Source organism: Sphingomonas sp. CFBP 13714 (assembly GCF_014842205.1).
Classification (GTDB): Bacteria; Pseudomonadota; Alphaproteobacteria; order Sphingomonadales; family Sphingomonadaceae; genus Sphingomonas; species Sphingomonas aerolata.
On sequence record NZ_JACYVG010000002.1, the window covers coordinates 180,583 to 202,817 of the forward strand.

Consider the following 22,235-nt stretch of genomic DNA (forward strand, 5'->3'; position numbering starts at 1 on the left):
GTCTCCGGGGGTGTCCGGATCGTCTCCGGACATGGCGGATGCTGCATATGCTTGACGGCGCGCGCCGGTTGAGCAAACCCGCGGCCATGGCAAAAGACGCGAAGACCAAACCGGCCCGATCCGAAACCGCAGAGACGTTCCGCTTCCTGCTGAAGCTGGCGGTGGTTGTGCTGATTCTGCGCAGCTTCATCTTCGCGCCGTTCAGCATTCCGTCCGAATCGATGCTGCCCCGGCTGCTGATCGGTGATTATCTGTTCGTGTCGAAGTGGAGCTACGGCTATTCGCGCTGGTCGCTGCCGGGTGGCGTGCCGCTGATCCCCGGCCGCATCTTCGGCAGCACGCCGACGCGCGGCGATGTCGTCGTCTTCCGCGCGCCCGAAGTGCTCGATCACGACGTCATCAAGCGCGTGATCGGCCTGCCCGGCGAGACCGTCCAGATGCGGCAGGGGACGCTGTACCTGAACGGCACCGCGATCCCCAAGGCGCGGATCGCCGACTTCACGATCCCGCTGACCGCCAATTTCGATGCGGAGAAATGCGGCGCGCCGTTCGTCGATGTCGCCGACGGCGTCCAGATCTGTCGCTATCCGCGCTACCGCGAGACGCTGCCCGGCGGCCGCAGCTATTCCGTGCTCGACCAGGCGCAGCTGCCCGATCGCGACGACACGGGTGTCTATACGGTGCCTGCCGGCCATATCTTCGTGATGGGCGATAACCGCGACGACAGCGGGGACAGCCGGTTCCCCGCACCAAGTGGGATGGGCTATGTCCCGCTCGAGAATGTCGAGGGCAAGGCGGTCGTCAGCTTCTTCTCGACCGACGGCAATGCCGAATGGCTGAAACCCTGGACCTGGGTCAGCGCCGCGCGCTGGGAGCGGATCGGGGAAGGCTTTTGAGCGACCTCGGCGACTGGCTGGCGGGCGTGTTCGGTCGCCGGCCGCGCGATCTGGCACCCTATGAGCGCGCACTGACGCATGGCAGCCAGGCGAAGGCGAATTACGAGCGGCTGGAATTTCTCGGCGACCGCGTCCTGGGGCTAATCGTTGCGGAATGGTTGTACGAACTGTTCGCGACTGATCCCGAAGGGTCGCTGTCGAAACGGCTGAACGCGCTCGTCACGGGCCCGGTCTGCGCCGAGGTGGCGCGTGAGCTCGGAGTGCGCGCGCATCTAAAGCTCGGCAAGCAGGCGCGCGACGACGGCGCCAGCGACAGCGACAATGTGCTGGGCGACGTGATGGAGGCACTGATCGGCGCCTGGTACCAGGAGGCCGGGCTCGACGCCGCACGTGCGTTCGTCCGCGGCGCCTGGGGGGACCGCGTCCAGGCCGGTGCCAAGGCGCCGCAGCACCCCAAGTCCGCGCTTCAGGAATGGGCAGCCGCGCATAACCGCAAGCCGCCCGAATATACGATCGTCGAGCGTACCGGCCCCGGCCACGCGCCCAAATTCACCATGCTGGTCTCGATCGGCAAACTCGCCGAGGCGACGGCGACCGGCTCGAGCAAGCAGGAAGCCGAAACCGCGGCGGCCAAGGCGTTGCTGGAGAAGCTGGGCTAAAAAAGTTTTGTTCGCGCGGAGGCGCAGAGGACGCGGAGATGCTGCGAATGAGGCTCGCGGCCGCTGCGATCACGCGCCGCCGAATATCTCGGTGTCTCGTTGGGCACGACCTTGCCCCGATCGCACCACCTCCGCGTCCTCCGCGGCTCCGCGCGAACAAACTCCCTTTCTCGAAGTATCCGCGACGCGATGACGGACAGCCGTTTTCCCTGTACAGGTGCGCACAACACCAGTTCGAAAAGAGCATATGTGACTGAAACGAATACCACGCCCAATACCAAGCATTGCGGCCTCGTCGCCATCGTCGGCGCCCCGAACGCAGGCAAGTCGACGCTCGTCAACGCGCTCGTCGGCCAGAAGGTCGCGATCGTCAGCCCCAAGGCGCAGACCACCCGCGCCAAGCTGATGGGCGTCGCGATCGAAGGCGACACGCAGATCCTGCTCGTCGACACGCCCGGCATTTTCGAGCCCAAGCGCCGGTTCGACCGCGCGATGGTCGCCGCCGCCTGGGGTGGCGCGGAAGGGTCGGACATCATCGCGCTGGTCGTCGACGCCAAGGGCGGGATCGGCGGCAAGGTCACGACGATCGTCGAGTCGCTGGTCGGCCGCACCGAACCGATCTGGCTGATCCTCAACAAGGTCGATCTCGCCGACAAGACCAAGCTCCTGATCCACGCGGAAAAGCTGAACGCGCTGCTTCCCTTCGCCGAAACGTTCTTCATCAGCGCGGGCACCGGCGACGGCCTTGCGCACTTCAAGACGCAGCTCGCCAAGGCAATGCCCGAAGGTCCGTGGCATTATCCCGAAGACCAGGTCTCCGACTCGACCGAGCGCGCGCTCGCCTCCGAAGTGACGCGCGAGCAGCTCTATCTCCAGCTCCACGCCGAGCTCCCCTATGCGAGCACGATCGAGACCGAGCAGTATATCGAGCGCCAGGACGGGTCGTTGGAGATCCACCAGCAGATCCTCGTCGAACGCCCGACGCAGCGCGCGATCGTGCTCGGCAAGGGCGGCGTGCGGATCAAGGAAATCGGCGCCCGCTCACGGATCGAACTCGCCTCGATCACCGGCAAGCCGGTACATCTGTATTTGCACGTCAAGGTGAAGCCGGGCTGGGACGAAGACCGCGAAGTGTACCGCGATATAGGCCTCGACTGGGTCGACTGACCCGCGACCACGACCACCACCACCACACTCCACCCCGGCGGAGGCCGGGGCCCAGTTGGGGGACGGGCGTCACGACGGACAGCGCTCCGTTATTCAGGCCTTCCCAACTGGACCCCGGCCTTCGCCGGGGTGGTAGCGTTCGGGCGGATGACAGAGTTCGGCTCGGCACTCCGTCACGCTCATGCCCATTGTACCAAACCCGCGACCTCCTGAAATCTATTGATGCTACCGTAGACCTCACCGGCTGACCCGGACGAGGACCACGCGATGCCGACCCTGATCGATGCGACGTCCGCGATCCGCTACGACCAGTTGCATCTGTCGCCGGTGGCTCTGGATTTCGGCCTGTTCCAGCTCCGATGGTACGCGCTCAGCTATATCGCGATGATCGCGCTGGGCTGGTGGTATCTGCGGAGGATGCTCCGCCGGTCCGGTGCGCCGATGGCGGCGGGGCATGTCGACGATCTCGTCTTCTACCTGACGCTGGGCATCATCATCGGTGGTCGGCTCGGCTATTGCGTCTTCTACCGGCCCGAGATCTGGCGCGCGCCGCTGGACGTGCTGAAGCTATGGCAGGGCGGCATGTCGCTGCATGGCGGGTTCCTGGGGGTGATCATCAGCCTGGTCCTGTTCACGCGGCGCCACCGGCTGTCGCTGCTCCGGGTGTGCGATTACGTCGCGTGTGCGACGCCGTTCGGCCTGGTGCTGGTGCGGATCGCCAATTTCGTGAACGGGGAGTTGTGGGGTCGGCCAAGCTCGCTGCCCTGGGCGGTGATCTTTCCGGGCACGCATGACGGCATCCCCCGGCACCCGAGCCAGCTCTACGAAGCCGCGATCGAGGGCGGACTTAGCATGATCGTGCTGGTTTATCTGTTCTGGCGCACCGACGCGCGGCTTCGCCCCGGACACCTGCTCGGGGCGGGGTTGATCCTGTACGGCACCGCGCGGTTCCTGCTCGAATTCGTCCGCCAGCCCGATGCCGGGCTCGACCATCTGTGGTGGGGGCTGACGATGGGGCAGACGCTGAGCGTGCCGATGATCGGCGCCGGCATCTGGTTCTACGTCCGGTCGCTCAAGCGCGCGCGCGTCGCGGCCGTCCTTACCCCTTGACTATCGCCCCAGGACCTCATCGACCCACGCTGGCACCAGCATTCCGGCCGCGCCGATCCGCGTCTCCTCGAAGAACACGCTCCCCATCGAGGGGGCGAGGTTCAGCTCCAAGGTAGCGGCGCCGTGATAGGCCGCGGTCTGCACGAAGCCGGCCGCCGGATACACCGCCCCCGACGTCCCGATCGACACGAAGAGATCGGCCTGCGCCAGCGCCGCCTCGATCCGCTCCATCTGGTACGGCATCTCGCCGAAGAACACGATGTCGGGCCGCAGCGCCGCCGATCCGCAGGCGCCGCATATCGCCCCCTCTGGCAAGCTGCCGGCCCAAGGCTCGCGCGCGCCGCAGACGGCACACAGCGCCGACCGCAGTTCGCCGTGCATATGCAGCATCCGCGTCGCGCCCGCGCGCTCGTGCAGGTCGTCGACGTTCTGCGTCACGATCAGCAACTCGCCCGGCCACGCCGCATCCAGCCGAGCCAGCGCATGATGCGCCGCATTCGGCTCGACGCCCGCGAGCGCCGCGCGGCGCAGATCGTAGAATCGGTGCACCAACTCCGGATCCGCGGCGAGCGCCTCGGGCGTGCAGACATCCTCGACCCGGTGTCCTTCCCACAAGCCGCCCGGGCCGCGGAACGTCGCGATGCCGCTTTCGGCAGAAATTCCTGCGCCCGTCAGAATGACGATGTTTCGTAGATCCTGCATCGTCACCCTCTACGTATGGCGCTGTCGCCAGGATAGCCGGAGTCACGCCGATATCTCGCGTCTCCGAGCATCGGGTCGGCGGGATGCGCCCGGTTGCTCGTTTACGGCGTTGAACCGAACCGACCATGTCTTTGTGGCCGGCCGCACACCGTTCGCCGATGCCGTCATGGCACCGCGCGCCATGATATTCGAAGGATCCAATGCGATGGTGACCAAAAAACTGATGCTGTTGAGTGGCGTGATCGCGGTCCTTGGCGGCTGTGGCGACACGACATCGACTGGCGCCAACACTGCCACCGTCAATACCAGCGCGGCGGCGAGCGCAGCGCCCGACGTCACCCGCGTCCGCGGCGTGATCACCGCGGTCGGCGCCGATACAGTGACCGTCCAGACCTATGACGGCAAGTCGGTCAGCGTGCCGCTCGACGCCAAAACCAAGGTCGCCTGGGTGGTGAAGTCCGATCTGTCGACGCTGAAGGACGGGGACTTCATCGGCACCGCGACGACCGGTCCCGACGACGCGCTGCGCGCGGTCGAGCTCGTCATCTTCCCCGAGGCGATGCGCGGGACCGGCGAGGGCCATTATCCTTGGGACGTTCCCGGCGTGGTCGCGGCCGCTGGCGGCGGCGCGGCCGATGGGCAGAGTGCAATGACCAACGGCACCGTCGACGGGCAGAGCGCGATGACCAACGGCACGGTCGACCAGCAGAGCGGGATGACCAACGGCACGGTCACCGGCGGCGCGGGCAAGCCCGGCGAAACCAAGCTCAGCATCTCGTACAAGGGCGGCAAGGCACAGGTCGTCGTGCCCGTCGGCACGCCGATCGTCCGGTTCGAGCCGGCCGAGCGTTCGATCCTCGCAAAGGGCCAGAAGCTGTTCGCGATCACCTCGGCCGGCGCGTCGGGGGCGAGGTCCGTCGCGGTCGGCAAGGATGGTCTGACGCCGCCGATGTAAGACTGCCGCACGTAATCAAAGTAAGGGGCTGGAGTGGTGATGTGTCCACTCCAGCCCCTTTTGTTTGGAGAACCTCACACGTCGGACCTCGTGCAAGCGCGAACGTCGTGGCGGGTCGCGCGGCGATCGCCCGGCCGACCCTATCTTCATAAATCACCCGATCGCCGCTAAGACGCCTGCAAACCCGTATCCGTAAAGGCGCTGCATGACCGTCATCACCGAAGCCGACCTGATCGAAAGCGTCGCCGACGCGCTCCAGTTCATCAGCTACTATCACCCGATGGATTACATCCGCGCGCTGGGCGTCGCGTACGAGGCCGAGCAGAGCCCCGCCGCGAAGGATGCGATCGCGCAGATCCTGACCAACAGCCGGATGTGCGCAGAAGGCCACCGCCCGATCTGCCAGGATACCGGCATCGTCACGATCTTCGTCAAATGGGGCCAGGACTGCCGTCTCGATTCGACCCGCTCCTTGCAGGAGGTCGTCGATGAAGGCGTGCGCAAGGCGTATCTCAACCCCGAGAACAAGCTGCGCGCCTCGATCCTCGCCGATCCCGCCTTCACGCGCCGCAACACCAAGGACAACACGCCGAGCGTGATGCATGTCGAGATGGTGCCCGGCAACACGGTGTCGATCGACGTCGCGGCCAAGGGCGGCGGCAGCGAGAACAAGTCCAAGTTCAAGATGATGAACCCGAGCGACTCGATCGTCGACTGGGTGCTCGAGATGATCCCGCAGATGGGCGCCGGCTGGTGCCCGCCGGGGATGCTCGGCATCGGCATCGGCGGCACCGCGGAAAAGTCGATGATCCTCGCCAAGCAGTCGCTGATGGGCGCGATCGACATGGCGCAGCTGAAGGAGCGGGGCCCCAGGAACGACATCGAGGCGCTGCGGATCGAGATCTACGACAAGGTCAATGCGCTCGGCATCGGCGCGCAGGGGTTGGGCGGACTCTCTACCATCCTCGACGTCAAGATCTTCGACTGGCCGACGCATGCCGCGTCGAAGCCGGTCGCGATGATCCCCAACTGCGCCGCCACGCGCCACGCGCATTTCGTGCTCGACGGGTCGGGGCCGGTGTATCTGGAGGCACCGAAGCTCGAGGAATGGCCCGACGTCAACTGGACGCCCGACAAGGCCGCGATCCGCGTCGATCTCGACACGCTCACGCCCGAGGTCGTGCAGACGTGGAAGCATGGCGACCGCCTTTTGCTGAACGGCAAGATGCTGACCGGCCGCGACGCCGCGCACAAGCGGATCGCCGACATGCTGGCCAAGGGCGAGGAGCTGCCCGTCGATTTCCGTGGCCGCGTGATCTATTATGTCGGGCCGGTCGATCCGGTCGGTGACGAGGTGGTCGGCCCCGCTGGCCCCACCACAGCGACGCGGATGGACAAGTTCACGCGCATGATGCTCGACCAGGGCCTGCTCGCGATGGTCGGCAAGGCCGAGCGCGGCGCCGACGCGACCAAGGCGATCGCCGAGCGCAAGTCGGCCTATCTGATGGCGGTCGGCGGTGCGGCCTATCTTGTTGCACGCGCAATCAAGGGATCGAAGGTCGTCGGCTTCGAGGATCTGGGTATGGAAGCGATCTACGAATTCGAGGTCGCCGATTTTCCGGTGACCGTCGCGGTCGATTCGGCGGGCGAGAACGTCCACCAGCTGGCGCCACTCGTCTGGCGCGAGAAGATCGCGCGGGAGCGGTTGCTCGCGCCGGCGTGACCGCTCGTCCTGATGACGTGGAACGGGGAGGGCGGCCCTTCCGTTGAGCTTGCGAACCAGAGGAGTTTCGTATGTTCAAGCCCGCCAACCCCGTCGTCGCGATCGCGGTCGCAACATTGATGACGACGAGCGCCGTTGCCCAGAGCGGGGCACCCGCGCCCGTGCCCCGTACGTCCAGCGGGGGCCTCGGTAGCCTGGGTGACAGTCTTGGCGGGCTCGGCGGCGGACTGGGTGGCGGATTGGGTGGCCTGCTTGGCGGTGGCACGTCGGGCATCGGTTCGATCGGTGCGGGCAATGCGGCAGGTCTGCTAGGCTACTGCCTCAAGAACAACCTGCTCGGTCAGGGCGGGGCACTTGGCGCGTTAGCCGGGCGGCAAACGGCGCCCCAGTCCCGGACGCAGGCTCCTGCGACGGGCCAGGCAGCGGGCGCGCAGTCGATCCTGCAGCGGTTGACCGGGCGGCAGGGCGTGCGGACGTCGCCTGGCTTTGCAGCTGGACAGGCGGGGGAGCTTCAGGCGCCGAACGGTCAGGGGCTGTCGCTCGACAATCTCGGCGGACAGGTGAAGACGAAGATGTGCAGCCTCGTGCTCAACCGGGCCAAGGCGTTTTTGTAAGCGGCGCGTGCGCTAGGGCGGCTAGCCGTCGCCCGTCCCGTCATCCTGACGAAAGTCAGGATCCAGGGTAATTAGGGGCAACCTGCGTGGCTCTGGATCCTGACTTTCGTCAGAATGACGGTGTGGGTTGGGGGAGGACCGTTCTCTCAAAGATGCGGGGTCACGCCCGCATTCCCAAACCAAAAGCACCCAGAAATGAAAAGAGGTTGCCGGGGCGTCTCACGACGACCCGACAACCTCCTGACATGGTCAGCGGCCGGAGAGCTCCAGCCCGGAGGACCATGCGTACCACCTCATCCTGTGCCATGTGCGTTGATTGGAGGGCGATACCTCCCGCACATGCCGTCGGATATCAGTAGCGCGTCCCCCGAACGAACCGAACCGAACTCACTGCTGAACCATGAGACATCGGATCACCTCCTTTCGCTTGTTGAAAAAACGCGGCCAAGCCTGACCGCAACCGCAATGTGTGCCGGGTGCCCTGTTGATACAAGTCTTGTTTTGCAGAAGATTTCGCGCAATCCTCAAAGGCTGTGCGGCACGCTGGGAAGATGCCCGCCCTTACCCGCGACAATCCTCGGTCACGCGTTCGATTTCCGCCCATGAGGGGATGACGAGGGCAGGCTGGCCCTGCTGGTCGATCACGAACCGACCGCGGCTGAACCCCATCGCCTCGAGCAGCGGATCGCTGGCCGGCAGCGTCGCCGTCACGGTGCCGGGCGTATTGCCGGGCTGGACCGACAGCGCGCGCGTGACGCTCGACGTGCGGATCGTCATCGGCGTGGCCGCCGCCGCAGTGCGCGACAGATGGATTTGCCGCGTGCCGGTATCGCACTGCAGGGTGAGCACTGGCAGCGCCGTCTGCGTTCCGAAGCTCGCCACCGATCCGTGCGGGTCGCGGCGATAGGTCCAGCTTCCCGGCGTATAGGGCCAGTCGCGCCAGTCGGCCGCGAGCGGGGCGGGGCGTGGGGCTGGGGCGGGCGCCTCGACGCGTGGTGGCGGCGGCGGCGGTTCGGCGCGCGGTGGCGCGACGCAACCGGCGATCAGCGTCAGCGTGGCGAGGCCGGCGGCGATGGGCCAGCCGGCGGCGATAGGGGTGTGGGCGCGCATGACCCGCTATGCGGCACGCCCGGCGCCCGCTCAAGGCGCGACAACCGCGGTCGCGTGGGAACCGGCGCACGCTGCTACCGGTTCAGCGACGGAACACTGTAAATCAGGAGACGATCCATGTCCGATACCGTTGCCCAGACCCCAACCCAGCTGCTCGTCCAGGCCAATATTTCGGGGACGATGAAGGTCGAAAGCCGCGATGGCGACGCGGTCGGGACCGTCTATGCCTTCATGGTGCACAAGGGTACCGGGCGCGCGACGCATGCCGTACTGAGCCTCGGCGGGTTTCTGGGCATGGGCAAGAGCTTCTACCCGCTGCCGTTCGCGCTGCTCCAGTTCGATGCGGTGCGTGATCTGTATGTGGTGACGATCGACAAGCGCGTGCTTGAAGGCGGCCCGAGCTGGTCGAACAACGCGCCGGTCTTCGACCAGGCCTATGCCGACCGGGTGGCGAGCTATTACGGATCGAGCAGCGAGGATTTGGTCGTCGGCTGACGCGAGCGCGGGCCGATCCGTCCGTCATCCTGACGAACGTCGGGACCCAGAGTTGTTGACCGCAGCGTCCGCGGCTCTGGGCCCTGACTTTCGTCAGGGTGACGAAGAGGGGAATGGGCGGCTCAGCGAGACCGAGAGCCACCCATCCGCATCTTCTGGCTCTTCCCGTACCGTGTCTTGCGCGTGCCCGGCTTGCCTTCGTTCGAGCGGCCGATGACCGGCGCCTTTTGCTGGTCGACTGGCAGGCCAAGCTCCTCGTTCTCCAGCTGCCGGATTTCGTCTCGCAGCCGCCCGGCGGTCTCGAACTCCAGATCCGACGCGGCCTTGCGCATCTGCTTCTCAAGATCCTCGATATAGGCGCGCAGGTTATGCCCGACCATGTGCGGGCGGTCCTCGTCGATCGGGACGGTGACCTGATCCTGGCTGGCGACATGCGCGATGATGTCGCCGATGTTGCGGCGGATCGTCGTCGGCGTGATGCCGTGCTCGGTGTTGTACGCGACCTGCTTTTCGCGGCGCCGAGCGGTCTCGTTCATCGCGCGCTCCATAGAGCCCGTGACGCGATCGGCATACAGGATCACGCGCCCGTCGACGTTACGCGCCGCGCGACCGATCGTCTGGATCAGCGAGGTCTCGGACCGCAGGAAGCCCTCCTTGTCCGCATCAAGGATCGCGACCAGCCCGCATTCGGGGATGTCCAACCCCTCGCGCAACAGGTTGATGCCGATCAGCACGTCGTACACGCCAAGCCTCAGGTCGCGGATCAGTTCGATACGCTCGAGCGTCTCGACGTCGCTGTGCATGTAGCGGACCTTGATGCCCGCCTCGTGCATATATTCGGTCAGATCCTCCGCCATCCGCTTGGTCAGCGTCGTGACGAGCGTACGGTATCCGAGCGCGGTGGTCTTCCCGACCTCGACGATCAGGTCCTGCACCTGCTCCTCGACCGGCTTGATCTCGACAGGCGGATCGATCAGCCCGGTCGGGCGGATGACCTGTTCGGCGAACACGCCGCCGGTCTGCTCCATCTCCCAGCTGCCGGGAGTCGCCGAGACATAGGTCGTCGGCGGGCGCATCGCGTCCCATTCGTTGAACCTGAGCGGCCGGTTGTCGATCGCCGAGGGAAGGCGGAAGCCATATTCGGCAAGCGTCAGCTTGCGACGGTGATCGCCGCGCGACATGCCGTTGATCTGGCCGATCGTGACATGGCTCTCATCGACGAACAGCAGCGCATTGTCGGGCAGATATTCGAACAAAGTGGGCGGCGGCTCGCCCGGCATGCGGCCGGTAAGAAAGCGTGAGTAATTCTCGATCCCCGCGCAGCTGCCTGTCGCCGCGATCATTTCGAGATCGAAGTTCGTCCGCTGCTCCAACCGCTGCGCCTCGAGCAATTTGCCCTCGAGCACCAGCTCTTTCAGCCGCTCGGCCAGCTCGTGCTTGATCGCCTCGCCCGCCTGTTTGAGCGTCGGGCCGGGGGTCACATAGTGCGAGTTCGCATAGACGCGCACCGAGTTGAGCGACGCGACCTTCTTACCGGTCAGCGGGTCGAACTCGGTAATCTCCTCGATATCGTCGCCAAAGAACGAGATGCGCCACGCGCTGTCCTCGTAATGCGACGGGAAGATCTCGAGCGTGTCGCCCTTCACGCGGAAATTGCCGCGCTGGAACGCCGCGTCGTTGCGCTTGTACTGAAGCGCGACGAGCTTGCGCACGATCTCGCGCTGGTCGACGGTCGTGCCCTTTTTCAGGTCGAAGATCATCGCCGAATAGGTCTCGACGGAGCCGATGCCGTACAGGCACGATACCGACGCGACGATAATCACGTCGTCGCGTTCGAGCAGCGCGCGCGTCGCCGAATGCCGCATCCGGTCGATCGACTCGTTGGTCGAGGACTCCTTCTCGATATACGTGTCCGACCGCGCGACATACGCTTCGGGCTGGTAATAGTCGTAATAGCTGACGAAATATTCGACCGCGTTGTCGGGAAAGAACGACTTCATTTCGCCGTAGAGCTGCGCCGCAAGGATCTTGTTGGGCGCGAGGATCAGCGCAGGCCGCTGCACGCGTTCGATCACACTCGCCATCGTGAAGGTCTTGCCCGAGCCGGTGACGCCCAGCAGCACCTGATCCTTCTCGCCCTCGCCGATCGCCGAGACGAGTTCGGCGATCGCGGTCGGCTGGTCGCCCGCAGGCGCATAGTCGCTTACGAGCTTGAACCGCTTGCCACCCTCGACCTTTGCGGGGCGCGCGGTCGGGCGGTGCGGGACGAAGGTGTCGCCGGTTTCGGGCTCGGCGAGGCTGGTGCGGATCTGGATGGCCATCGAGGGGGAATATGGGGAACAGGTGGCACGACGACAACGCCGCCATTGCCGGCATTCGTCAATCCACTAACCACTCGTCATCCCCGCGCAGGCGGGGATCCATAACCTACGCTGTCAGCGATTTAAGGGAGAGCGTTGCCAGTCTGGATTCCCGCCTGCGCGGGAATGACGAGCGTTTTGTTGCGGCGTGCTTTGTGCCCCCCCAAGCTTTGCTGTTGTTGACCCATACCCCGCGCGCCAATAATGCGACCGTTTCGCAAGCCATCGATCCGCCAACGCCCCCCCGCGCAGGCCAAGGAAAACGCATGACCGCCCCTATCGTCGCCGAAACGCGCGCGCCCGCGCTGATCCCCGAAACGCCCGCGTTCCTCAACGCCAAGGTTCTGTGGGTGCGCCACTGGAACGAGCATCTGTTCAGTTTCGCGATCGAGCGCCCGTCGACCTTCCGCTTCCGCTCGGGCGAATTCGTGATGATCGGCCTCCCCCAGGACGGCGGCAAGCCGATCATGCGCGCCTATTCGATCGCGAGCCCGCATTATTCGGAAGAGCTCGAATTCCTGTCGATCAAGGTCGAGGACGGCCCGCTGACCTCGAAGCTCCAGCTGATCCAGCCGGGCGACGAAGTGTATCTGGGCAAGAAGCCGACCGGCACTTTGGTGCTCGACGCGCTGCTCCCGGGCAAGCGGCTGTTCATGTTCTCGACCGGCACAGGCCTCGCGCCGTTCCTCAGCCTGATGCGCGATCCCGACGTCTATTCGGCCTATGAACAGGTGATCGTCGTGCACAGCGTGCGCCGCGTCAGCGACCTTGCCTATCACGACGAGATGGTCGCCTTGCTCGCCGAAGATCCGCTGATCGCCGAGGAGGCAGCTACGCAGTTCCACTACATCCCGACCGTCACGCGCGAGCCGTTCCGCACCACGCGGCGGATCGGTGCGCTGATCGAGGACGCGTCGCTGTTTGGCCATCCGGTGCGCGGCGACCAGAAGCTGAACCCCGAGACCGACCGCGCGATGCTGTGCGGATCGACCGAGATGATCAAGGAGTTCGCGGTGATGCTCGAGGCGCAGGGCTTTGAAGAGGGCGCGAATTCCAAGCCCGGTACGTTCGTGATCGAGCGCGCCTTCGTCGGCTGACCCGCCAGGGCGCTTGGCGCGCCGTCCGATCCCCGATAGCGTCAGGCCAAAGGGGGACTGAAAATGCGCCATATTATCACCGGAATCCTGCTCGCCACCGCCGCCATGCCAATGGCGGCGGCGGCCAGGACCGTCGCGGTCGAGGAACGCTCGATCGAACAGCTCCAGGCGAGCATGACGGCGGGGACGGCGAGCAGCGTCGATCTGGTCCGGGCATATCTCGCGCGGATCGCGGCGATGGACCGCAAGGGGCCGACGCTGCGCAGCATGATCGCGCTCAATCCCGACGCGCTGGCCCAGGCCAAGGCGCTCGACGCCGAGCGTCGGGCGGGGCGGGTGCGCGGGCCGCTGCACGGCGTGCCGGTGCTGATCAAGGACAATGTCGAGACCGCCGACGCGATGCCGACCACCGCGGGCAGCCTGGCGCTCAAGGACAATATGACGCGCCGCGACGCGCCCGTGGTCGCGCATCTGCGCGCGGCGGGGGCGGTGATCCTCGGCAAGACCAACCTCAGCGAATGGGCGAACATCCGCTCGACCCGGTCGATGAGCGGGTGGAGCGCGGTCGGCGGGCTGGTCCGCAATCCCTATGCGCTCGATCGGACCGCGTGCGGATCGTCGAGCGGGTCGGGCGCGGCGATCGCGGCGAGCTTTGCAGCAGCCGCGATCGGCACCGAAACCGATGGCTCCGTCGTGTGCCCGTCGTCGATCAACGGGCTGGTCGGGCTGAAGCCGACGATCGGGCTGGTCAGCCGCACGCATGTCGTGCCGATCAGCCATAGCCAGGACACGCCCGGGCCGATGGCGCGCAGCGTGCGCGACGTGGCGACGATGTTCTCGGCGATGATCGCGGCGGATCCGGCGGATGCCGCGACCGCGGGGGCAGGCGCGTACAAGCGCGACTATGCCGCCGCCCTGTCGACCAGCGCACTCTCGGGGTTGCGGATCGGCGTCGTCCGGCCCGAGATGACCGCGGACGTCGCGGCGCGGTACGAGGTGGCGTTGGGCGTGCTCAAGGCCGCGGGCGCGGTGCTCGTCGAGGTCAAGCAGCCCAAGCTCGACGGGATCGGCGAGGCGGAGCTGCTGGTGCTCCAGACCGAGCTGAAGGCCGATCTCGACACCTATCTCGCGACCACCCCCGCAGCGGTGCGGACCCGGACGCTCGACCAGGTGATCGCGTTCAACCGCGCCAATGCAGCAACGGAGATGCCGTTCTTCGCGCAGGAGACGTTCGAGGCGGCGGCCAAGACCAAGGGGCTCGACGACCCGGCCTACAAGGCGGCACGTGCGAAATCGCTGCGGCTCGCAGGCGCGGAGGGGATCGACGCGATGCTGAAGACCGCGCGGGCGACGGTGCTGGTCGAGCCGACCTATGGCCCCGCCTGGCTCAGCGAGCCAGTGTACGGCGACCAATATGGCGGACCGAGCGCGAGCGAACTGCCCGCGGTCGCCGGCTATCCGAACCTGACCGTGCCGATGGGGCTGGTCCGCGGACTGCCGGTCGGGCTGTCGTTCATCGCGACACGCTACGGCGACGGAACGGTGCTGAACGCAGGCTATGCCTATGAACAGCTCGCCAACGCGCGGACCGCGCCGCGTTACCTGCCGTCGGCGGCGGTGGGCACGGGACTCGACGGGGCCCGCTGACCAGGCGCGACGAACATGCGGTCGTTGCGCAGATAGACGGCGCTGCGATCCTTCAGGCGGCGCGTGGTGAAGACGAGGCGATAGTTGCTCGTGAGCGTCGCCTTCAGCGCGCGCAGGCTGCCGACGTTCCAGATCGACAGGCGGCGCGTCGAGGTGACGATCACCGGCGGACGGTTGGCGAGGATGCGGCGAACCTCGGCCGCCTCGTCGATCCCGGTCGCGCCCTGTTCTGTCGACAGGCTGAGCAGGTTGGGAAAGGCGTAGGGCGTCGGCACGCAGGTCCGCGCGAGCAGATAGGTGACCGTGTCGCCGCGGAACACATAAGGGCATTCGTCGCCGCTGTTCGCCTGGACGATGCGGGCCAGCGCATAGGCGCCGGGGGCGTCGTCGCGCCGGACGACGCGTTCGACCGCGAGGATCGTGAAGGGGACGATCAGCGCAATCGCGAGCAGCTTCGCATGGCGTGACAGCGCGGGCGGGGCGGCGATCGCCAGCGGCGCGACCAGCGGCAGGCCGTAATGATCGAAGAAGGTTCCGATCGCGAGAAAGCCGAGCGACGCCGCGATCAGCCAGCCAAAGGCGAGCCGCGCGACCGCACGGTCGATCCCGAGATGCGCGCGGCGATGCCAGGTGATCGCCGCGGCGGCGATCAGCGGCAGCAGCTGGACGAGGATGCCGAGCAGCCGCATCACCACCTGCCCGAGCGGATAGCCCGGGCGCAGGAAGATCGAGGTGACGTTGGCGAACCAGAAGGTCGCGAACAGGCCGTGCGCGGTGTACCAGCCGAGCGCGGCGAGCGACGGCGCGAGGCCGACGGCGATCCATAGCAGCGCCGCACCCAGCGTCGCTGAGACCGGCGCGCCGGTGCGGCGGTGGAACCAGAGATGCGCCAGCCCGAAGAACGCGCCCTCGAAGGCGGGCGTGTATTTCATCTGGATCGCGATCCCTGCGAGCAGGCAGGCCAGCGCGCCGCCACGCACGATCGCGCGGCGGTCGTTCGCCGCCGCGAGTGCGGGCAGGCGGAAGGTCAGCAGCGCGGCGATGGCGATAGGCAGATTGTAGAAGACCGGCGCCTGCCCGCCGCCGCCGCTGAGCAGCGACAGCCCGGCCAGATAGGTCGCTCCCGCCGCCAGCGCACCACGCCGCGTCGCGCCGATCCGGATCGCGCCGTGATGAACGAGGACCGCAGTCAGCCAGGTGCAGCCGGTCGCGACGAGCTGATAGGCGAGGATCCCGTCGCCGGGGAGCAGCCGGATCGCCGCGAACAGCAGGAACAGCCCGATCGGCTTGCGATCCCAGATGTCGACAAAGGGGATCGCGCCGTGCAGCATCCGGTCGCCGACCAGCAGATAATATTGCTCGTCGACGGCAATCACCGGATTGCCGAAATCCCAGGCGCGGATCGCCAGCGCGATCAGCAGCAGGATCAGCGCAGGCGTCCAGCGGGATCCGGACGGTGCAGTCGTGGCCGATGTCATCAGTAGAAAGTCCTGAGCGTCAGTGTGCGCGTCGTACCGTCACACAGCCCGAGCCGGACGACGCTGCCGGGTGAGCGGATGGTCCAGTTCGCCAGCGGGCTGGTTGGATAGTCGCGGGGGATGGGCTGGCCGTCGATCGAACAGATCAGGTCGCCGACCTGCCACCCGGTCGCCTCGGCCGGGCCGCCGCGCATCACGTGCAGGACCTTCAGCCGGTTGCTTTCGACCCCCATGAGCAGACCGCTGGTCGATCGGATCGGGCGGGGATCGGCGACGTCGCCGCGGCGCAGGACCATCCGCGCCGCGCTCGGGTCGAGCAGCACGCGATAATGCTGGAGAAACCCCGAGCCGAGCCGCCCGGCGGCGCCGATCGACTGCGAAAAGCCCGCCTCGGGTTCGATCCGCACCTCGGTGTCGCGCGCGACGAGCGTGCCGACGCGGATCTCGGGAACGATCGCGAGGCCACTGATGACCGAGCCGCCGAGCCCATAGGCGATAGCGGTGGTGGTCGGCAGCCCCGGCGGCGCGGCACGGCGCCAGCCCGCCGCGGTCACGGTGATCGCCGATCCATCGCCGGTATCGACGACGATCGGCGCCAGCGCGTGCGTGCCGATCCGGATCGCACTTTCATAGACGCGGCGATCGGACGAGATCGTCAGCGGCGCGGTCTCGCCCGCAAAGGGCAGCCGTCCGGTCGGGATCAGCCGGAAGCGGCGCGCGGCATAATCGATGTCGAGCGCATGCGCGGCGAGCAGGTCGCGCCCGACCAGCAGGTCGACCGCGGTCGCGCTGCCGGTCGCGAGCGCTGGCAGCGCGGCGACACTGACGCCGCCGCCGCTGCGCGTCAGCCCGCCGAGCACGATCGACCGCGTCGCCATCCAGCGCAGCGCAACCGACCCGCCGATCGCACTCGCCCGCCCGCCGGGCTTCAGCGCGCGCCGGACGACCGCGGGGGAGGTGTCGGCGAGCAACGTATAACTGACCCCCGTATCGAGGATCGCGGTGATGCTGCGCCCGTCGATCTGCATCGCGAACCGGATCTGGTTGCCCGGCGTCAGGTCGAATGGCACCCAGCGTGTTTCGGTATCGGCGGCAAGACGGGCGACGCCCTGGTCGCGGTCGGCGGGGGAAGTGGCGGGGCCGGGGGATGTGCCGGGGGTGGAACCGGACGGATTGGCCTCGGGCACGGCCTGCGATGCCGGCTGCCGCGCCGAAACGCTCAGAACCGCCAATAGCGGGACGATGGCGAGGGTAAGCATACGCATGTGCACCCGTCCCTAGCGCGTTGGCGGGGCCTTACAAGCTGCACCTCCCTCGGGGGCAGGTAGGCTAGAGAGGAAACCGGCCGGGCGGCGTCTGGTGAAGCCGCAGTTTGTCGGCGCCGTTCATCCAGACTGGTGCGCCGCTCGCACGTAAGAGTGCGCTGTCTGCCCTTCCTGCCGCTGTCTTACGCTTCCATTGCAATGGTCCGACGCTTGTCCCGTCGCTCCTGACGACGGCGGCGTTGTCCGTCAGACGCCTACCGCGTACCCGACAGCGAGTGCCGCCCGTCGTCCGCGAAGCGATAAGCCTGAAAACCGCCCCCCCAAGGCCAGCGTCGTAGAATGCCGGTGTCCCATTTGGCACACCGGTACGCCTCACCCATCAACAGGATCAGCGCAGCCCCCATCGCAACGGCGCCGAACAGGGGCAGTATCCCGTAATTGAGCCTGGTTACCTGCGCGACCTCGCCGGCGCGGCCCCATACCGGGTCAAACGCGATGTAGCTGTCGGCAATAAATGGCACATAGGACAGGAGAGACGCTGTTTGGGCGAGGAGCATGGGTGCAAGGAAACGACGGTCACGGCAAGCCAGCGCTACCATAACCGGATCGACCAGATAGAAGTATCGATCATGCATTTTAGGTGTGACGTAGGGGACAATGATCAGCAGGATCGCCGCAGCCAACAGAAGCCCGTTGCGCGCATGCAGCGTGCCTGCGCGCCATAGCAGCAGGATGGCAGTACCCGTCAGCATCACCGCGCAGGGCAGGCCCAGCATCAGGCCGCGTTCGTAACTCATCATGCTCTGCCCAACCTGCCAGACATTCGGCGCATTGACGGACAGGATTGCAAAAAAGTCGTATTGCTGGCTGTAGACGCCAAAGATCTCGATCGCTGAACGGCCCGCCATGGCCATGGGCAGCGCGAACAGCACGTACGTGAGCGGGACAAGCGCAAACGAACATAAAGGTTGGCGACGGTCCAGCCACAGCAGCACAAGCAACGGCGCGACCAAAAGCGCTTGCAGCTTGACCGCAATGGCAGCCGAGAAGGCAAGCATTGCCCATACCGGCTTCTTTCGCAGAGCAGCGGCGATGCAAGCAGCGACCATGGCCCCATAGATCGCATCGGACTGGGCGAGCAGGGCCGAATTCATCGCGATGGTCGGCAGCGCCAGCGTAACTGCCGCGGCGAGCAGTCGTCTGCCTCGCGGCACGAGACGCGTGACGGTAAATGCCAGCACCCCGTCAAACAATACCCCAGAGATCTTGATCCGCAGGACCGCGGTTCCGGGAAACAGCGCCATGAGCGCCATGCAATGTTCGTAGAATGGCGTGTAGTTAGTGAACTTGTGTCGCAGATAGCTTCCGCCTGCCCGTTCGGCAGCCTGCAACCATGGCGTTTGATAGATCCCCATGTCCGACGTGCGCACCGGCAAAAATGCAAGCCGTTCGGCCAAGCCCAGCACGATCAACAGTGCACACAACAACACCATTCGGTGACGAACGAGAAAAGCTAAGCTGGATGGAGGTTGGTGGTGCATATCGACGCTGATAACGCTGGCGCGCTCTTGGGCCGGACGGTCCGCCGCTCGCTTTACAATCACCGTTCGGAGGACAGGTAAAACAACTCGAACAAGATCATCAGATCAAAATCAATAAACGACAATCCTTGGGTAGTCGCGCAGACGACCTGAACGTCCGGAACTGGGCACACACAGACTGGCATTTCTAGCACGGTCTCAACCACCTGTCCTTTATGCGGTCAGCAGGGATCAGAGACAGGCTTCGAGATAGGCCTGATCGAAGCCGAACTGCTTGGCCTTGTCGAGCGTGTAAGGACGCAGGCCCATCGAGCGGTATTCGCCGAGGATCTTGCCGTCCGCGCTCTCGTCGAGATATTCGAACTTGAACAACTCCTGCGTGACGATCACGGGGCCCTCCATGCCGATGACTTCGGTGATGTTGGTGACGCGGCGCGAGCCGTCGCGCAGGCGCTTCACCTGGATGATCAGCTCGACCGAATCGGCGATCTGACGCGAGATCGCCTCCTTCGGCACCTTGATGTCCGACATCATCACCATGTTCTCCATACGCGCGAGCGCCTCGCGCGGGGAGTTGGCGTGGAGCGTGCACATCGATCCGTCGTGACCGGTGTTCATCGCCGCGAGCATGTCGAAACACTCGGAGCCACGAATTTCGCCCAGGATGATCCGGTCGGGGCGCATACGCAGCGCGTTCTTGACGAGATCGCGGATGCTGATCTCACCCTGGCCCTCCAGATTGGCGGGGCGCGTCTCGAGCGGCAGCCAGTGCGGCTGTTGCAGGCGAAGCTCCGCCGCATCCTCGATCGTCAGCACGCGCTCGCCCGGGTCGATCATCTTCGACAGCGCGTTGAGCATCGTCGTCTTGCCTGAACCGGTACCGCCCGAGATGACGACGTTAAACCGCGAGGCACCGGCGATCTTGAGCGCGGTCGCCATCTTGGGGCTCATGCTGCCGAACCCGGCCATCATGTCGAGCGTGATCGGCTTGGCCGAAAACTTACGAATCGAGATCGCGGTGCCGCGCAAGCTCAGCGGCGGCACGATCACGTTGACGCGGCTGCCGTCCTTGAGGCGGGCGTCGGCGAGCGGGGTGGTCTGGTCGACGCGGCGGCCGACCGAGTTCACGATCCGCTGCGCGATCTGGAACAGATGCTCCTCGTCGCGGAACTGGATGGGGGCGAGCTCGAGCTTGCCCTTGCGCTCGACATAGGTCTGTTCGGGGCCGTTCACCATGATGTCGGTGATGTTCGGATCCGCGAGCAATTCCTCGAGCGGCCCGAGCCCGAGCAGCTCGTCGACCAGCACCTTTTCCAGCGCGAACTGTTCGCGGCGGTTGAGCGTCAGCTTCAGCTCGGCGAGCACCTCGCCGATGATCGGGCGGAATTCCTCTGCCAGCTCGTCCTTGCCGAGCGTCGCCGCAGCCTCGGGATCGACGCGTTCGAGCAGGCGGGGGAGTACCTGTTCCTTAATCTTGTGGATCGACTGTTCGAAGCCCTCGACCTTGCTCGCGCCCGCATCGCCCGACGCGGCCTGACGATCGGCGAGTCGCTGCATCGCGTCGACCTGGCCGATCGGCACGCCGCCCTCGGTCTCGCCGGGCATCGGCAGGAGGGTGTCGAGCGCAGGGAATTGCGCGCCGCCCTCGGGATCGGGTCGCGGGGCGGGGCCACCGCCCTGCATCGGTCGCGCGACTCCGAACGCGGGCCGCGCTGCCGTTCCGCCACTCATCCCACTGCGTCGTCCGAACGCGCTCATGCACCAGTCCCTCGATCGTTAATGCCGGGGTTACCGGCGAAGCCTTGCCAATTCGCTAACCAATCGGTCGGCGACCGCGCGGCGTCCGGAAACGGGTTCTGCCGCGGCGCGCGGGCGGATAAGGGGGGCGCATGCTGATCCGCCTGCTATCCCTGCTCGCCCTTCCGCTCGCCGCGCTCATCGGCATCGCCGCCCCCGCCAGCGCCGACGACATCAGCGCGACCGGGCGAGGGGTCGTGCGTGTCGTGACGATCGCGGTGGTCGACGATCAGGTCGTCGGCTTCGGTCATGGCAGCGGCTTCGCAGTCGCGCCCAACCGGATCGTCACCAACGCGCATGTCGTCGAGCTGGCGGAACGCTATCCCGACAATGTCGTCGTCGGCGTTGTGCCGACTGAGGGGGACAAATCCTATCAGGGCAAGGTGATTGCCTATGACGTGCAGCGCGATCTGGCGCTGATCGAGTTCACCGGCGCGCGCCTGCCGCAGACCGCGCTGTATACGGGACCGATCGATGAGGGCGGGGCGGTGGTGTCGCTGGGCTTTCCCGGCAATGTCGACCTCGCCACCGCGCGCTCGGCCGCGGACTATATCCGCCCGACCAGCCCGGTGCGGTCGGAGGGCGTGTTCTCGGGCCGGCGCAGTCTGAGCGATGTCGAGGTGCTGTTGCACACCGCCAATATCGCACGCGGCAATTCGGGCGGGCCGCTGCTCGACCGGTGCGGGCGGGTGATCGGCGTCAATTCCGCGATCACGCGCGGCGAGGAAGGCGATTCGACGTTCGGTTTCGCGATCGCGGATACCGAACTCGCCGCGTTCCTGCGCGAGGCGAAGCAGCCCTATAGCGCGGTCGGAACGCCGTGCACCTCGATCGAGGAGCGGTTGCGGCAGGACAGCGACGCAGACGTGCGCGCGGCGGCCGATGCGGCGGCGGCGCGGCGTGATGTGGCGACGCAGGCGGCGCTATCGCGTGAACGCGCGCTGGAACAGGCGCGTATCGAGGCGGAGCGGCGGCGCGAGAACGTCATGGCGATCGCGGGGCTGCTGCTGGTCGCAGGCGCGCTCGGGATCGGTGCGGCGGGGCTGCTCGAATCGCGCGGCCGGCAGCGTGCGGCGATCTGGACGGCAGCAGGCGGTGGCGTCGCGGTGGTCGCGGCGGTCGTCGTGTTCGTGGCCAGGCCGTCGGGCGCGGTCGACCTTCCCACGGCGTCGGTCGCGCGATCGGGGCCGGTGGTCGAGGACAAGGCGCTCGGCCGGCTAATGTGCCGGCTGATCCCCGAGCGGAGCCGGATCACGATCTCGTCGAGCGAAGACGTGCCGCTCGGCTGGGGCGCGGGCGGCTGCGTCAACGGCAAGACGCAATATGTCGCGGGCAATGGCCGGTGGGAGCGCGTGCTGGTGCCCGAGGCCGAACAGACGGTGTCGCTACTATCGTTCGACCCGGCGACGCGCACCTATGCCAATACGCGCTATCTGATGTCGGCGGCGGGGATGACCGCGGCGCGGGCGGCGCGTGGCGACACGCCGGGGCAGTGCACGAACGATCCGGCGGCGATCACGCGGCTGGTCGGTCAGCAGTCGGCGGTCCGGGCCACGCTGCCGCCGCTGCCCAATGAGAAGCTCGTCTATTCCTGCGCGTCGGCAGACTGATCGAGTCTC

General features: G+C 66.4%; 18 protein-coding genes. 11 read left to right on the plus strand and 7 right to left on the minus strand.

Translation table 11 applies throughout. The features are described from left to right. Positions 1-86 precede the first annotated feature (86 nt). The 4 genes from lepB (at position 87) to lgt (ending at position 3,832) form a co-directional block, all read left to right on the plus strand. Complete coding sequence (gene lepB / locus IFT54_RS05165) at positions 87-896, plus strand: signal peptidase I (RefSeq protein WP_031395171.1); 810 nt, start codon at positions 87-89, stop codon at positions 894-896. Beyond that, positions 893-1,555: a ribonuclease III gene (rnc, locus tag IFT54_RS05170; RefSeq protein ID WP_031440039.1), complete on the plus strand. Its 663-nt coding sequence runs from the start codon at positions 893-895 to the stop codon at positions 1,553-1,555. Before lepB ends, rnc begins: the two co-directional genes overlap by 4 nt. Positions 1,556-1,804: 249 nt before the next feature. After that, entirely contained in the window at positions 1,805-2,722 is a 918-nt protein-coding gene (era, locus tag IFT54_RS05175) for a GTPase Era (protein ID WP_342354765.1), read from the plus strand. 267 nt (positions 2,723-2,989) lie between these two features. Beyond that, positions 2,990-3,832: a prolipoprotein diacylglyceryl transferase gene (lgt, locus tag IFT54_RS05180; RefSeq protein WP_192069842.1), complete on the plus strand. Its 843-nt coding sequence runs from the start codon at positions 2,990-2,992 to the stop codon at positions 3,830-3,832. Here lgt and IFT54_RS05185 read toward each other — a convergent pair whose 3' ends face one another. Beyond that, the gene (locus tag IFT54_RS05185; RefSeq protein WP_192069843.1) at positions 3,833-4,534 is read right to left on the minus strand and encodes an NAD-dependent deacylase; all 702 of its coding nucleotides are present in this window, start codon (positions 4,532-4,534) and stop codon (positions 3,833-3,835) included. It lies immediately after the preceding gene. Between the two features lie 205 nt (positions 4,535-4,739). On the opposite strand from IFT54_RS05185, the gene IFT54_RS05190 reads away from it, so the two are divergent. The 3 genes from IFT54_RS05190 to IFT54_RS05200 all read left to right on the plus strand — a co-directional run bounded on the left by IFT54_RS05190 (position 4,740) and on the right by IFT54_RS05200 (position 7,826). Further along, positions 4,740-5,489 carry a hypothetical protein gene (locus IFT54_RS05190; protein ID WP_192069844.1) on the plus strand — a complete coding sequence of 250 codons (750 nt, stop codon included), beginning with the start codon at positions 4,740-4,742 and terminating at the stop codon, positions 5,487-5,489. A gap of 205 nt (positions 5,490-5,694) precedes the next feature. Next, positions 5,695-7,212, plus strand: a complete 1,518-nt coding sequence (locus tag IFT54_RS05195; protein ID WP_192069845.1) for a fumarate hydratase — start codon at positions 5,695-5,697, stop codon at positions 7,210-7,212. Positions 7,213-7,283: 71 nt separating this feature from the next. Further along, complete coding sequence (locus IFT54_RS05200) at positions 7,284-7,826, plus strand: DUF2501 domain-containing protein (RefSeq protein WP_192069846.1); 543 nt, start codon at positions 7,284-7,286, stop codon at positions 7,824-7,826. A gap of 561 nt (positions 7,827-8,387) precedes the next feature. Here IFT54_RS05200 and IFT54_RS05205 read toward each other — a convergent pair. Next, positions 8,388-8,936 (minus strand): hypothetical protein, encoded by a 549-nt coding sequence (locus IFT54_RS05205; protein ID WP_192069847.1) that lies wholly within the window; start codon positions 8,934-8,936, stop codon positions 8,388-8,390. A 117-nt stretch (positions 8,937-9,053) separates the two neighbouring features. Between IFT54_RS05205 and IFT54_RS05210 the strand changes: the two genes are divergently transcribed. Further along, entirely contained in the window at positions 9,054-9,431 is a 378-nt protein-coding gene (locus tag IFT54_RS05210) for a PRC-barrel domain-containing protein (RefSeq protein WP_031395809.1), read from the plus strand. A 122-nt stretch (positions 9,432-9,553) separates the two neighbouring features. Here the strand turns inward: IFT54_RS05210 and uvrB are convergent, their stop codons facing one another. Further along, positions 9,554-11,752 carry an excinuclease ABC subunit UvrB gene (uvrB, locus tag IFT54_RS05215; protein WP_192069848.1) on the minus strand — a complete coding sequence of 733 codons (2,199 nt, stop codon included), beginning with the start codon at positions 11,750-11,752 and terminating at the stop codon, positions 9,554-9,556. 305 nt (positions 11,753-12,057) lie between these two features. Here uvrB and IFT54_RS05220 point away from each other — a divergent pair, with 305 nt between their 5' ends. Next, on the plus strand, positions 12,058-12,888 hold the full coding sequence (locus IFT54_RS05220) for a ferredoxin--NADP reductase (RefSeq protein ID WP_192069849.1): 831 nt from the start codon (positions 12,058-12,060) through the stop codon (positions 12,886-12,888). Between the two features lie 63 nt (positions 12,889-12,951). Then, positions 12,952-14,535 (plus strand): amidase, encoded by a 1,584-nt coding sequence (locus IFT54_RS05225; RefSeq protein WP_192069850.1) that lies wholly within the window; start codon positions 12,952-12,954, stop codon positions 14,533-14,535. On the opposite strand, the gene IFT54_RS05230 is transcribed toward IFT54_RS05225, so the two are convergent. The 4 genes from IFT54_RS05230 to IFT54_RS05245 all read right to left on the minus strand — a co-directional run bounded on the left by IFT54_RS05230 (position 14,487) and on the right by IFT54_RS05245 (position 20,577). Continuing rightward, positions 14,487-16,013, minus strand: a complete 1,527-nt coding sequence (locus tag IFT54_RS05230) for a hypothetical protein (protein WP_192069851.1) — start codon at positions 16,011-16,013, stop codon at positions 14,487-14,489. The genes IFT54_RS05225 and IFT54_RS05230 overlap by 49 nt on opposite strands. Continuing rightward, positions 16,013-17,278 (minus strand): PDZ domain-containing protein, encoded by a 1,266-nt coding sequence (locus tag IFT54_RS05235; protein WP_244648615.1) that lies wholly within the window; start codon positions 17,276-17,278, stop codon positions 16,013-16,015. Before IFT54_RS05235 ends, IFT54_RS05230 begins: the two co-directional genes overlap by 1 nt. Positions 17,279-17,532: 254 nt before the next feature. Continuing rightward, a complete protein-coding gene (locus tag IFT54_RS05240; RefSeq protein ID WP_192069852.1) occupies positions 17,533-18,882 on the minus strand; it encodes a glycosyltransferase 87 family protein in 1,350 nt (449 codons plus the stop codon). A gap of 168 nt (positions 18,883-19,050) precedes the next feature. Then, positions 19,051-20,577 (minus strand): CpaF family protein, encoded by a 1,527-nt coding sequence (locus IFT54_RS05245; protein ID WP_166746812.1) that lies wholly within the window; start codon positions 20,575-20,577, stop codon positions 19,051-19,053. A gap of 131 nt (positions 20,578-20,708) precedes the next feature. Here IFT54_RS05245 and IFT54_RS05250 point away from each other — a divergent pair, with 131 nt between their 5' ends. Further along, positions 20,709-22,226, plus strand: a complete 1,518-nt coding sequence (locus tag IFT54_RS05250; protein ID WP_192069853.1) for a S1C family serine protease — start codon at positions 20,709-20,711, stop codon at positions 22,224-22,226. Positions 22,227-22,235 lie beyond the last annotated feature (9 nt).

Coding starts and splice junctions, on each gene's coding strand:
- lepB (WP_031395171.1), top strand. CDS start 87: ATGGCAAAAGACGCGAAGACCAAACCGGCCCGATCCGAAACCGCAGAG.
- lgt (WP_192069842.1), top strand. CDS start 2,990: ATGCCGACCCTGATCGATGCGACGTCCGCGATCCGCTACGACCAGTTG.
- IFT54_RS05185 (WP_192069843.1), bottom strand. CDS start 4,534: ATGCAGGATCTACGAAACATCGTCATTCTGACGGGCGCAGGAATTTCT.
- IFT54_RS05190 (WP_192069844.1), top strand. CDS start 4,740: ATGGTGACCAAAAAACTGATGCTGTTGAGTGGCGTGATCGCGGTCCTT.
- IFT54_RS05195 (WP_192069845.1), top strand. CDS start 5,695: ATGACCGTCATCACCGAAGCCGACCTGATCGAAAGCGTCGCCGACGCG.
- IFT54_RS05200 (WP_192069846.1), top strand. CDS start 7,284: ATGTTCAAGCCCGCCAACCCCGTCGTCGCGATCGCGGTCGCAACATTG.
- IFT54_RS05205 (WP_192069847.1), bottom strand. CDS start 8,936: ATGCGCGCCCACACCCCTATCGCCGCCGGCTGGCCCATCGCCGCCGGC.
- IFT54_RS05210 (WP_031395809.1), top strand. CDS start 9,054: ATGTCCGATACCGTTGCCCAGACCCCAACCCAGCTGCTCGTCCAGGCC.
- uvrB (WP_192069848.1), bottom strand. CDS start 11,752: ATGGCCATCCAGATCCGCACCAGCCTCGCCGAGCCCGAAACCGGCGAC.
- IFT54_RS05220 (WP_192069849.1), top strand. CDS start 12,058: ATGACCGCCCCTATCGTCGCCGAAACGCGCGCGCCCGCGCTGATCCCC.
- IFT54_RS05225 (WP_192069850.1), top strand. CDS start 12,952: ATGCGCCATATTATCACCGGAATCCTGCTCGCCACCGCCGCCATGCCA.
- IFT54_RS05230 (WP_192069851.1), bottom strand. CDS start 16,013: ATGACATCGGCCACGACTGCACCGTCCGGATCCCGCTGGACGCCTGCG.
- IFT54_RS05235 (WP_244648615.1), bottom strand. CDS start 17,278: ATGCGTATGCTTACCCTCGCCATCGTCCCGCTATTGGCGGTTCTGAGC.
- IFT54_RS05245 (WP_166746812.1), bottom strand. CDS start 20,577: ATGAGCGCGTTCGGACGACGCAGTGGGATGAGTGGCGGAACGGCAGCG.
- IFT54_RS05250 (WP_192069853.1), top strand. CDS start 20,709: ATGCTGATCCGCCTGCTATCCCTGCTCGCCCTTCCGCTCGCCGCGCTC.